10 protein-coding genes are annotated in these 12221 nt (G+C 47.0%); 4 read left to right on the top strand and 6 right to left on the bottom strand.

Annotated elements, in window-relative coordinates:
• Nucleotides 1–284 precede the first annotated feature (284 nt).
• The 4 genes from FTT64_RS06820 to FTT64_RS06805 form a co-directional block, all read right to left on the bottom strand.
• Nucleotides 285–701, bottom strand: a complete 417-nt coding sequence (locus FTT64_RS06820) for a heme-binding protein (protein WP_180182135.1) — start codon at nucleotides 699–701, stop codon at nucleotides 285–287.
• A 63-nt stretch (nucleotides 702–764) separates the two neighbouring features.
• Nucleotides 765–2066 (bottom strand): glutamate-1-semialdehyde 2,1-aminomutase, encoded by a 1302-nt coding sequence (gene hemL, locus FTT64_RS06815; protein ID WP_075166927.1) that lies wholly within the window; start codon nucleotides 2064–2066, stop codon nucleotides 765–767.
• 42 nt (nucleotides 2067–2108) lie between these two features.
• Entirely contained in the window at nucleotides 2109–2729 is a 621-nt protein-coding gene (gene thiE / locus FTT64_RS06810; RefSeq protein ID WP_016659151.1) for a thiamine phosphate synthase, read from the bottom strand.
• Nucleotides 2730–3265: 536 nt separating this feature from the next.
• A complete protein-coding gene (locus FTT64_RS06805) occupies nucleotides 3266–3649 on the bottom strand; it encodes a DUF962 domain-containing protein (protein ID WP_016659152.1) in 384 nt (127 codons plus the stop codon).
• 236 nt (nucleotides 3650–3885) lie between these two features.
• Between FTT64_RS06805 and FTT64_RS06800 the strand changes: the two genes are divergently transcribed.
• Complete coding sequence (locus FTT64_RS06800; RefSeq protein WP_180182136.1) at nucleotides 3886–5343, top strand: inorganic triphosphatase; 1458 nt, start codon at nucleotides 3886–3888, stop codon at nucleotides 5341–5343.
• Between the two features lie 113 nt (nucleotides 5344–5456).
• Nucleotides 5457–6932: a CYTH and CHAD domain-containing protein gene (locus FTT64_RS06795; RefSeq protein ID WP_180182137.1), complete on the top strand. Its 1476-nt coding sequence runs from the start codon at nucleotides 5457–5459 to the stop codon at nucleotides 6930–6932.
• 22 nt (nucleotides 6933–6954) lie between these two features.
• Here the strand turns inward: FTT64_RS06795 and FTT64_RS06790 are convergent, their stop codons facing one another.
• Nucleotides 6955–7587 carry a hypothetical protein gene (locus tag FTT64_RS06790; protein WP_016659155.1) on the bottom strand — a complete coding sequence of 211 codons (633 nt, stop codon included), beginning with the start codon at nucleotides 7585–7587 and terminating at the stop codon, nucleotides 6955–6957.
• Nucleotides 7588–7695: 108 nt separating this feature from the next.
• Between FTT64_RS06790 and FTT64_RS06785 the strand changes: the two genes are divergently transcribed.
• A complete protein-coding gene (locus FTT64_RS06785) occupies nucleotides 7696–8091 on the top strand; it encodes a DUF3144 domain-containing protein (protein WP_005178954.1) in 396 nt (131 codons plus the stop codon).
• 124 nt (nucleotides 8092–8215) lie between these two features.
• The gene (locus FTT64_RS06780) at nucleotides 8216–9283 is read left to right on the top strand and encodes an amidohydrolase (RefSeq protein WP_160241186.1); all 1068 of its coding nucleotides are present in this window, start codon (nucleotides 8216–8218) and stop codon (nucleotides 9281–9283) included.
• Between the two features lie 138 nt (nucleotides 9284–9421).
• On the opposite strand, the gene FTT64_RS06775 is transcribed toward FTT64_RS06780, so the two are convergent.
• Entirely contained in the window at nucleotides 9422–12184 is a 2763-nt protein-coding gene (locus FTT64_RS06775) for a pitrilysin family protein (RefSeq protein WP_180182138.1), read from the bottom strand.
• Between the last annotated feature and the right edge of the window lie 37 nt (nucleotides 12185–12221).

Raw genomic sequence — 12221 nt, 5'->3', positions numbered from 1 at the left:
CCAAGAAGACGTGCACAGAAAACAGCAATTCAACAACGAAATCTGAATCCTGTGCTTGACTTGGAAATGTCTGTATAGGACATTTCTATTTGGTTTTAAGGTAGGACATTTCTACTTGGGAATAACATCTTTTGATTTCCTTTTTAAATCATAATTTTATTGTATATAGGCAAGCCCAATCATTAGCGATTGGGCTTTTTAATTCATATTTAACGTTCCACGCTTCATTTTGGTACAACTTTGGATGAATTTATTGAGTTGAGCTAATCAATTTTTTTCTTGAATTAACTTTGCTGTGCTACAAACTTCTCAATCGCTACCTGTGCAATCTCCGCATCTTCAAACGACTTCACACCCGACACACCCATCGCACCGACGAGCTGCCCTTGATACATAATCGGTTCACCACCTTCTAGCATCCCTGAAAATGATTCCATGGTCAGGAAGCCCATCTGACCGCCTTTGATAATATCTTCAAACAGTTTGGATGCATGGCGACTCATGGCAGAACATTTGGCTTTTTCGATGGCTAGATTTGCAGTCATTGGTGCTGCGCCATCCATACGCTTCATCGCCAGTAAATTTCCGGTCTCATCTACGACTGCAATGCTGACATTAAAGTTATGCTGTATCGCATATTGATGCGCTTCATTTAATAGAAATTCAGCATCACTTAAAGTCATATAATGTTTGGTTTTCATTTTGATCTCGAATTAACTGAAGCTTCCCTCTCCTTTTAGGAGAGGGTTAGGGAGAGGTCAAATTTACGCTTTCATCTCAGCAAAAGTGGCTTTTGCCGCCTGAATGGTAAACTCGATATCTTCATCGCTGTGCGCGCTTGAAATAAAGCCGGCTTCAAATGCAGATGGTGCCAGGTTCACGCCACGCTCCAGCATGCCGTGGAAGAATTTACGGAAAGCATCGACATCACATTTCAGCATCGAGTCAAAGCTGGTGATATCGTCCTGATCGGTAAAGTACAGACCAAACATCGCGCCCACTTGCTGGGTTTTAAACGCAATACCGGCTTCATCTGCCGCTGCCTGTAAACCGGCCAGCAGTTTTTCCAGTTGTGTACTTAATTTTTCATAGAAGCCTGGCTCACGCAGATGTTTAAACATCTCGATACCGGCACGCATCGCCAGCGGGTTCCCCGACAATGTTCCGGCCTGATACACCTTACCCAGTGGTGCAATACATTCCATCACTTCGCGTTTACCACCGAAAGCACCGACCGGTAAGCCGGCACCAATGATTTTACCCAAGGTAGTTAAATCTGGGGTAACGCCATAATGCGCCTGCGCACCGCCTAAGCCGACACGGAAACCGGTCATCACTTCATCAATAATAAACACCGAGCCATGTTCGTCACAGACATCACGAATGGCTTGCAAGAAACCATCAATTGGCGCAACCAGGTTCATGTTACCGGCAACCGGTTCCACAATCACCCCGGCAATTTCTGAACCAAACTTGGCAAAGCATTCTTTTAAGGTGGCAATATCGTTATATGGCAGGGTTAAGGTGTGTTTGGCAAAATCCGCAGGAACACCGGCAGAGGTCGCTTCACCCTCACCTTTGGTTAACAGGCCAGAACCGGCTTTCACCAGTAATGAATCTGAGTGACCGTGGTAACAGCCCTCAAATTTCACGATCTTGTCACGGCCGGTATAACCACGTGCCAGACGAATCGCGGTCATGGTCGCTTCAGTACCGGAGTTGGTCATACGCACCAGTTCAATTGATGGCATGATGTCACAGATAATATCGGCCAGCGTCGTTTCATGAACGGTTGGCGCACCAAAACTTAAACCGTCTACCGCAGCATCCTGCACCGCTTTAATAATCGCTGGATGGGCATGACCCAAAATCATTGGCCCCCATGAACCAACATAATCGACATAGCGTTTGCCATCTACATCGTATAAATATGCGCCTTGGGCTTTTTCAATAAAGACCGGCGTGCCGCCTACACCATTGAACGCACGCACCGGTGAATTCACGCCACCTGGAATATGTTTGCTGGCTTGTTTAAATAATTGTTCTTGCTTTGGAGATAGGCTCATGAATCGACTCAACTCAAAATAAAATCAGACAAAAATTTCGGCTTAAACCGCCTTTTTAAATAGTTCAGACCAGTCATATACGCGTTGAGCAACGGTATGCATCGGACGACCTAATATATCACTAATCACCGCACAAAGGTCTGCACCGGCATCAATCACCTGCTGACCATTTTCAACGGTTAAACCACCAATTGCGCAGATGGGTACATTCAGTTTTGCTTTGGCCTGCTTTAAGGTTTCCAGACCAATATTGCCGGCTTCCGGCTTGGTATCGGTGGCGAAAATTGCCCCAAATGCCACATAGTTAGCGCCATCGGCAATGGCCTGCTCTGCCAGTTCAAGTGAATTGTTACAGCTGCGGCCAATCAGGACATTCTTCGGTAAACGTGCTGCGGCTTCGACAATTGAGCCATCATCCTGACCCAAATGCACGCCGACACCATATTTTACCGCAGCTTCCAAATCATCATTAATCACAAATGGCACTTTGTACTGTGCACACAATGATTTCATATATTCAATTTCATAGGCCTGATCTTCTTTTGCCACCTTTTTACGGCGATATTGCAAGACTGCAACTTCATAGGTCGCCATTGCACCTTCAAGTTTGGCTAAAAGCAGTTCAATCGGATCATCATTGGTAATTAAATATAAGCCACGCATTTTGCCTGCCTGAAACACCTCAAAAAATTGGCTCTCATTATTACATAGTTACAGCTCAAGAGCAGGCCTTGCCTGTATTTTCGCTGATGCTTTGTTTCAGTTCAGATTTTATGCAAAATCCCTAGTATTGGGGATAGAGTCAGCGCCGGTTTCGGTATTTACTAGGACTCACAATAATAACGATATAAGTTGTTGTTTTTTATTTTTTTATATCAATAACAACCAACGTGCATTCATGGTCTCATGGACGTACTAAAATTTGATGCCAGGACGCATTTGGGGAAATGTGATCAAACGCTAGTACGTCCACACTCTTTTGACTCGCTTCATTCTTTTTATTTCAATGATTCCAGCTATAAAAAAAGCCCGGAGAAAGGTCACTCCAGGCTTGGAAAGTTAAAAACTGATGTCATCAAAGTGTCATACACTCTGCATTGCTTCAATTAATAGAACATTCACTCTACAATTTCAATGAATTTTTTGACCATTCATCTTATTTTTGACCGAAAGTTTTAGTTTTGCTCGAAAAATGAAGATTAGCTGTCAATTTTATCCAGTGCGCGGTCTTTAAGACTCAGGTTGCCGCGCAGAATGTCGGCAAACATTCGCCAGTCAGAAATAAAGCTATACAGCGGCTGTTTAAAGCTGGCCGGCTTGTTTTTTTCAAAGAAAAAATGACCGACCCAGGCGCAGGCATAACCGGCCACCAGTCCATAGACAAAGTAACGTGGCTTACGCTGCCTGACCATTTGCGTCAGGCAAATCAGGCCGATACCACTGCCCAGCATATGCAGACGCCGGCTCATGATATTGCGGTGTTCGGTTAAATAAAAACGATAAAACTCGTGATAATTTTGAATTGGACCTTGAGGCGTGTCATCCGGTTTTTTCGCCCATTCGGTGTTGAGGGGTGCGTTCATATTCATCATCCTGATGCTCTGTTCTTGCTCAAATTACCGCATTTTCTGTACAAATAAAAGCCACTTTGTTCGCGCTATTTTTCTGGCTACTTTTTTCAGGACAGATTTTGGTTACAATCAGAAGCCTTAAACAATGAACGCCTTTTCTGGACGCTTGATAATAATTTGGTATAGCGGCGTCATCTGCCAGAAAGCTACTTTTTTGCTGTATTGCTCAATTTTTTAGGACCAATTGAATGACCGAGATTGAATTAAAATTTCAAATTCCTGATGCGCGCCGTAATGCCTTACTTAAAGCGCTGGATCCTAAGAAATCTGAAACCATTTCGCTGCAAGCCCGATATTATGACACTGCCGACCGCCTACTGGCACAGCATGGTATTGCGCTCAGACAACGCTTGGAAGGCACGCGCTGGGTACAGACACTGAAAGCCGGCAAAACCCATATTGAACGTTTTGAACATAATCATGACCTGGGCGAACTGCAACAGCCACCTGCGCTTGATTTAAGCATTTACGATGCCGCTCCTGAAGCCAGACAGCTACTAGATACAGTCCTCACGCAGACTGAAAGCCCGCTGCAACTGCAATTTGAAACCGATATTACGCGTACTTCGCGTGTTATCCAGCTAGATGAAGTGGAGATTGAAGCCAGTTTAGATGTAGGCTGTATTCGCAGCGGCGAGCGTGAATATCCCGTCCATGAGGTTGAGTTTGAATTAAAATCTGGTTCGGTGCAGGCCCTGCTGGCCTTCTGTTTTGAATGGGTCAAGAAATACCAGCTCTGGTTAGATGTACGCAGCAAGGCCGAAATGGGCAATTTGCTGGCTTTAGACTTACAAGTCAGCCCGCCGCGTCTGGCAGAAGAATTCCGTTTAAATAAAAAAGCCTCGGCCGATCAGAATTTAAGATTGTTAATTGCCCAGCAATTGCAGCATTTACTGCCGAACATTGCGGCCATTTCAGCCGGTGTTAATGAAGCCGAGCATATTGTGCAGGCACAGAATGCACTAAATCAGCTGTATTTAACCGTGCATTTGCTCAAAGACTGGAGTGCGTCTATTTCGGAAAAATGGGCCAATCAGTTACTGGCGTTTAGACAGCAGTTTGACCAGCTGCAACATTTAGAGCACATGCAAAATACCCTCGGCACCTTTTTGCAGAATCCGAATACCGCCTCGAATCTGGCCAAAGATATTTTATATGCTAAAGAGAAACTGGCCAATCTGGTGAAATCGACCCAGAATGTACATCATTATCTGGAACTGTTGATGTTTAGCCTGGATGAAGATGCCTCCCACCCTGCGCAGGATTTAAAACAGGCCGCTCAGCAGACTTTGCAACATCAATATAAATTACTGCAAGAACAGCTAAACCAGACCAGCCAGACCGATTTTGACAGTCTGGATCAGCTGGCGCAGAAAATTAATGCCCTGAAATTTATTTTCCCGGTACTCACCACGATCTATGATGTTAAAAACCTGCAAAAGTACAGCAAAGCCCTGAACGATGCCCAACTGGCCGCGCAGGAATATCAGGTTCTCTCCTCCGCTGCGCTGTATATCCAGCAAACTGAGCTGGAAGCCAGCGACTGGTTTGTACTCGGCTGGCTGACCGCAAAACAGGAAGTCCATGCGCAAGCTTTGCTGGATGCCACCGAACAATTCCTGGTCAGCCGCAAATTTATTAAGTAAGTTCAGCCACTCCCCGCTCCGGCCAGACAAAAGAATACGCTTTATGGCTACTTTTTATGCATGGCTTGGCCTATAGTAAGGTCAATCAAGAATAAAAATTGCAGGAGTTGGTTATGGCGGAAATCGAACTGAAGTTTCAGGTGCCGGTGCATCAGCGCCGCATCTTTGAAAAAGCCATTGCCAATAAAAAAGCAGTGCCAATGCAGCTGTGGGCCAAATATTATGACAGTCCTGAGCAGCAGCTGGCACAGCATGCCATCGCCCTGCGTCAGCGTCTGGAAGGTCAACGCTGGTGTCAGACCTTAAAAGCACCGGGGCAGCATCATTTTGAGCGTTTTGAACTGGAACTGGCCCTCGGCCCGGATGAACCGGAGCAGCTGGATCTAAGCCTGTATCAGGAACATAAACAGGCGCAAACCTTGCTAAAACAGGCGCTGGAGCTGAAAAAAGCCGATTTAAAAAATACCGGTCTGGAGCTGCAATTTGAAACCGATGTGCAACGCCTGATTGTGCTTGAACAAGTTAAAGACAGTGCAATTGAACTGGCGTTTGATCAGGGCGAAGTCCGCACACCAACAGCACAAAGCGATATTTACGAAGTCGAGTTTGAACTGAAACATGGCGATGTTAGCGACCTGATTGATTTTGTGCAGCCATGGGTAAAACGCTATCAGCTCTGGCTTGATGTTCGCAGCAAATCACAGCGCGGTCAGATGCTCAAGAATCAGCAGGACATCTTGCCCGTTCAACATCAAACACCTTTTAGCCTCGATAAACATGATTCGAGTAGCCACGCGCTGGCCAAAATTGTCAGCAACTGTCTGACTCATTTATTACCAAATGCCACGGCGATTGCCGACAATCATTATCAGAGTGGTCATGTACATCAGGCCCGTGTGGCCATTCGCCGTTTACGCAGCGTACTGAAAATTTTTGGACACTGGTCCGAACAAGTACAACCCGAGTGGCAAGCGCAACTGGCAGAACTATTCCGGCAACTTGGTTCCACCCGCGACCGCGATGCGCTGAGTGAAAGCCTGATGCCACGTCTGGCCGAGGCCGGCTCTCCCCTCGCAGAACTACCGGCAAGTAGCGAAAGCAGTGATGAAATTGATGCACTGTTTCGCGCGCCAGAAACAGTGCGCCTCTTGCTGGAGCTGCTACAGTTTAGCCAGTGCACAGCACATGAAGATGATCAATCGCTGAAAAAACAGGTACGGAAACAGCTTGCAAAAATGCACCGGCAAATTTGTCAGGATGCCGTGCAGTTTGAACATCTTGACAGTGAACAGAAGCACCGCACCCGCAAACGAGTCAAACGCCTGCGTTATTCAGTCGAGTTTATTGCCTCTTTATTTGAAGCGGATGCCGTCAAACAGTATCTGAAAGCACTGAAACCGGCACAGGAATCTTTGGGGCAGTTTAATGATCTGGTGGTGGCCGAAGCCCTGTTTCAACATGAGGTTCAGCAAAACCCACAGGCCTGGTTTGTTCTGGGCTGGATTGCTGCCGAGCAAAAGCATGTTCTGGCCGAAGCCCAGCAGCATTTGCTGGAATTTACCCGCAGCAAAACCTTCTGGTCGGACTAAAGCCCAGCACGGAGATAATCATTTAGCGGTACTTGCCAAATACCTTCCAGGTCCCGTTATCGGCCAGCGGATCATGATAACTATCGCTCCGCTGCTTGCGCGGTTTTTCCCGGGCATCCACCAGCTGAAAATGCGGTTCGACACTCAGCACAATACCGTTGACATAAAAACGGGTGCGGGTGTATTCACTTTGCCCATGCTGAAACACATAGGTACGCAAATCAATAAACTCACGGTGTGCCACCAGTGCGGCGCTGTCGTCACTCTCCAGCCACTGTTTCATCGCCAGCATCTGCGTAGCATCAAACTGGCCGCACTTTTCCATCAAGCTGGCCAGACCGCGAAAAGTTTTTGATTCTTTGGCCCGGGTTTTATTAATCCGGATTCGGTCAACATGAAAGAAAAATAAAGGCAGGTTTAAGTGACTTGGCAGATGAATGGCATCCAGCACTTCATCTTCCATAAAGGGCTGAAACAGCTCTTGTGCCCGCTCAATCAATCCGGACCATTGCTGGAAATAGGCTTCAACTTCAGCCGGATTGCCATAATAAATTGGCAGCCCTTCTACATTGGCCAGATGTGCCGGCGGCCAGATGTTTTGTCGCAGCAGCGCAATATCACTTTTTAGACTTTGAACCGCAATTGCATCTTGCATCGTGATTCCTTTTTCTTGCTTAGGCTATTTTTAGAGTAAGACAAAGGTTTAGTTTCTGCAAGGCTTTGCCTATAATTATTGTTTATGATTTTAGCTTAGGAAAAATTCATGGTTCAAAAGATTGAAGCAACCGATGTTACCGAAGAAGAAGCGTTAAATGCTGCTTTCTTTGAACGTGCTGATGAATTTATCAAACAGGCCAACGAATTTTGTCGCGTCGAAAAAGGCTCACAGGAACAACCGGCGGAAAAACGCGGTCAGGTCAGTGCTGCCATGCTGTTCGGCACGGCGCGTTTTAATACCTGGGTCGCAGCCAATAACTTCAAAGATGGTGAGGAAATGCGTGCTGCCAAAGATCAGGTCATGTCCTACATTTTGCAGCAGTTCCAGATGATGCTGGAAGACAATTATGATGAATACTGTGAACAGTTCGAGAACTATTTACGTTTCCGTCGTAATGAAGAATTTCACAGCAATAAACACAAACATGATCACGATCATTAAATTGCTAAAAAAAGTCCACCCTGTTGGGCTTTTTTAATGTCATCTTTTCGATAAATACCCTTTTCTTTTTTGCAGACTTGGCTTTGAATAAAATAGACATCTTCAAGGATCAAACCAACCTGCTATGCAAAATCTTGGATTTGCACTGATTGATGCGCATATTCATCAATGGGACCCATATAACACACCACACAGCGCACGCCTGGCGGTCAAGCTGCTGGGGAAATATCCACGCTTACTGGATAAAACCATCCGTACGCTAAAATCCAAAGCGCTAATTGACACCTTGGGACACACCCAGCATGTCACCGCACCGTATTTGCCCGAGCATTATTGCCGCGATGTCGGCTTTTATCCGGTTGAAAAAGTGGTACATGTGGAGGCCAGCTGGCATGACCACAAAGGCAAAGGTGTGGTTGGAGAAACCCGTTTTATTGAGTCGCTGGATTTTACCAAAAATGGTATCCAGCTGGGTGCAGTGGTGGCCACGGCCGACCCGCGTGACAGCCAGTTCAAGCAGATTCTGAAAATGCATCAGAAAGCGGCGCCGCAACATTTTCGCGGGATTCGTAAAATGGCTGCGGTTCATGAAGATAAAGACATTTATGCCTGGGCCGATGATCCGCATTTATACCGTGACAAAAAATTTCTGAAAGGCTTTGAACTACTGGCACAGCATAATTTAAGTTTTGATGCCTGGGTCTATTCCAGCCAGCTGGAAGATGTGATTGCCCTGGCAAAACAGTTTCCGGAAACCTCAATTGTGCTGGATCACCTCGGTACACCGGCCGGTCTGTTTGGTCCGGTCGGCTCGCATACCGGTATTACCCAAACTGCGCGCGACAATATCCTGTTTCGCTGGCAGGAAGACCTAGCAGAACTGGCGCGCTGCCCGAATGTCTATACCAAATTGTCCGGGCTGTTCATGCCGGTACTGGGTCATCAGTTTCATCAGCAGCAACGGCTGGCCTCAAAACAGGAAATCATTGATTTAACTGCCCCGCTGATTCAGCATGCGCTAAAAAGTTTTGGTATGTATCGGGTGATGTTTGGTTCCAATTTCCCGATGGATCGGGTCAGTAGCGACTTAGTCACGATTATTGATGCCTTTAGCGATGTGGTGGCGACGTATCATCCGCAGGCATTAGCGCAGGTGTTCCATGATAATGCCAAACAATTCTATCGGCTCTAATTCTCTATGATAAATTCACCTCATACTTACTAGCACCTATAAGGATTGCTGGCAGATGGGATCAGTGCCAACATAACCGGCTTCATAAAAATCTCCCGTTTAGGGAGATTTTTTATATGAATGATCTGTAATCAGCACTTATTTTACCGGCTGACCATATTGATCAGCCATGACTTCGACCCAATGTTGCGGCAGCAGATATTTCTGGATCACCGCATCAATATCGGCTTTGCTGAGTCGGGCAATGGCCTGATCACGTTTTTCCCGATACGGTAAATCACGGTCAAGTTCCAGCTGTGCCACCAGCATCCGGTGAATACGGCGCTCATCTTCCAGTGCTGTGACACGCTGTTTCAGAATGTCAGCCTTGGCCGCCGCTACTTCCTGTGCAGTCACGCCATTTTTGCGCAACTCCTGAAAGACTTTATGTACCGCCTGCGACAACTGCGCCGCTTTACCGGCAGTATAGTTGGCACTCACACTGAGGGCACCGGAATTTTCAAAGCTGCTTAAACTGAGCGAACTGCCAAAACTGTAGACCAGCGCATTTTTTTCACGCAGCTCTTGCGCCAGACGTGAGGTCAGTTGTGAGTCCCCTAAAATATGACTCATGACCATTAATGCGGCTGCATCGGGATGATCATTTCCCACGGGCAGGGTCATCACGCCCTGATAACTGCCAAACTCACGCTGTTCGGACAGTACATGCTGTTTTTGCGCCGCATAGCTGTTATACGGCACGCTTAAACGCTGATACGGCTGTGCTCCGTTCCAAGTGGCAAACTGCTGTTGCAACAGCTTGAGAACCGGCTTGGCCTCATAATCGCCGGTAATGGCAATCCGGGCATGATCCATGGCAAAAAACTGCCGATACAGCTGTTTGACTTTCTCATTGCTGGCCTGGGTCAACTGCTGCTTGGCAAATTCCGGCTCGAAGTGATAACGCAAATCTCCCGGCTGATAACGCTCGATCAAACGTGCCATATTTAAGGCAGCCACGGTTTCCGGCTCGGTATACGGCCGGTCCAGACTGGCCAGACTTTGTGCCTTGATCAGATCAAACTGGGCCTGTTCAAACAGCGGCTTTTTCATGATTTCCAAGACAAATCTGAAAAACTCATCAAATTTATCTTTTTTGGCCACAATCGAAATGGCCACGCCATTGCTATTGGCCTGTGCCGAAGCTGAACCACCGGCGTCAATGGATTTGTCGGCAATATCCTGCAGGCTGTACTGATCTGAGGCACGCAGCATTAAATAGGCCATCAGGTCAATAATCTCGCCCTGATTAAACAGCGATTTTTCATTGCCAAAATCGACTATAATGGTGGCGTAGGTTTTATCGTCCCGGGTCGAGGTGGGAAACAGTGCATATTTCATGCCATTGGCCAGTGTGCCACGCTGGATTTTGGCTTCAGTCTGGCTTAAGGCCTGTTTGGATGTGTGCAGATACTGCTGAATTTCCTGCTCATAGCTGCTGATGTCTTTGAGTGGCTCGGCCTGTACATCCATTTGATCGAGGGTTTTCAGCGGTTCAGCAGCCTGCTGTTGCTGGGCCTTTTTCTGCTCTTCTGGTGTCGGCTGAATATGCCCGCGCATACGATATTCAGGAATCAGGAATTGCTGTAAACGTGTATTGACCTGATCCACCGTTAAGGCCTGTAATTCCTGTTGATGGACAAAATACTGTGCCCAGTTGCCCTGCTCCGATACCACATAATCACTTAGCATACCGGCAAGAGCACTGGCATTGCTAAACAGACTTTCCTGGCTATTACGAATCAGGGTTTTGACCCGGTTCAGCTCGGTCTGATTAAAATTTCTGCCCTGCTCGACACCCTGCTGCAAGGCAGTTTCAACCTGCTTGGCATTATGAGTCGGTGCATACAAGGCACCCATAAAGACCAGATTAAAATCCTGATCCAGCCAGGTGGTCGATTGCACCATGGTGCTGATACCGGTTTCAACCATGCCCTGATACAAATGCCCGCTCGGCTGCATGGTGTATAAATACGGCGCCAACGCCAGAGCGGTTTTATGCTGGCCGTTCTGACCATTTAAATAGATATTGAACTTGGCCAGCTGGCTGCCTTTTTGCACTAAAAAATCCCGGTTTTTGATGGTACGGGCATCCAGCACTGGCACCTTGACCTGTGCCGGAATCTGGCGTTTGGCCAGCCGACTAAAGTGCTGATCAATCTGCTTCAGTACCTGCGCTTTATCAAACTTGCCGGTCAGCACCATCACGGCATTATTCGGTGCATACCAGTTGCGATAAAAACGCTGCAATTCCGGCATCTGAATCGACTGCAACTCATTCAGATCACCAATCGGTAAACGGCCCAGATACTGGTTGCCATAGGCCGCTTTCCAGACCTGATCCATTAACACCGCATAGGGCTGATCCATACGCACTTCGCGTTCACGCTTCACAATCGCAATTTCTGCCGGCACAAATTTTTCTTGCAGCACCAGCTTGTCCATACGCTCGGCTTCAAGATAAATCATCTCATTAATGGCCGTCTGATCTGGGCGGATGGTGTTCAGATATTTGGTCGAGTAGTAATCGGTGCTGGCATTATTGCTTAAGGTGTACTGGTTTAAACGGCGCTGGAATTCATCTCCCGGGACATTCTGGGTGCCTTTAAACGCCAGATGTTCCAGTAAATGCGCCATACCGCCTTTGCCTTGGGGATCATTCAGGGAACCGGTAAAGTAGATGGTACTCATCACCACTTTATTTTCTTTGGCATTCGGCGCCAGAATCACCCGAAAACCATTATCCAGCCGGTATTCTTCAATCTGCTGTTCAGATTTTACCAACACCGGCTGGGCAAATGTCGTAGCCCCCACACCCATGATCAGCAAAGACAGGCTGAGCTGTTTAAACCGCATTAACATAATTTTTTCAATACCTTTTACCTGCTGCAGCCGCTTG

It is taken from the genome of Acinetobacter sp. Q186-3 (genome assembly GCF_013420655.1).
GTDB lineage: Bacteria > Pseudomonadota > Gammaproteobacteria > Pseudomonadales > Moraxellaceae > Acinetobacter > Acinetobacter indicus.
The sequence above is the reverse complement of the archived record's forward strand: the minus strand, read 5'-3'. Positions and strand labels throughout refer to the sequence as shown.

Coding starts and splice junctions, on each gene's coding strand:
- FTT64_RS06780 (WP_160241186.1), top strand. CDS start 8,216: ATGCAAAATCTTGGATTTGCACTGATTGATGCGCATATTCATCAATGG.
- FTT64_RS06790 (WP_016659155.1), bottom strand. CDS start 7,587: ATGCAAGATGCAATTGCGGTTCAAAGTCTAAAAAGTGATATTGCGCTG.
- FTT64_RS06785 (WP_005178954.1), top strand. CDS start 7,696: ATGGTTCAAAAGATTGAAGCAACCGATGTTACCGAAGAAGAAGCGTTA.
- FTT64_RS06775 (WP_180182138.1), bottom strand. CDS start 12,184: ATGTTAATGCGGTTTAAACAGCTCAGCCTGTCTTTGCTGATCATGGGT.
- FTT64_RS06800 (WP_180182136.1), top strand. CDS start 3,886: ATGACCGAGATTGAATTAAAATTTCAAATTCCTGATGCGCGCCGTAAT.
- FTT64_RS06795 (WP_180182137.1), top strand. CDS start 5,457: ATGGCGGAAATCGAACTGAAGTTTCAGGTGCCGGTGCATCAGCGCCGC.
- FTT64_RS06805 (WP_016659152.1), bottom strand. CDS start 3,649: ATGAACGCACCCCTCAACACCGAATGGGCGAAAAAACCGGATGACACG.
- hemL (WP_075166927.1), bottom strand. CDS start 2,066: ATGAGCCTATCTCCAAAGCAAGAACAATTATTTAAACAAGCCAGCAAA.
- thiE (WP_016659151.1), bottom strand. CDS start 2,729: ATGCGTGGCTTATATTTAATTACCAATGATGATCCGATTGAACTGCTT.
- FTT64_RS06820 (WP_180182135.1), bottom strand. CDS start 701: ATGAAAACCAAACATTATATGACTTTAAGTGATGCTGAATTTCTATTA.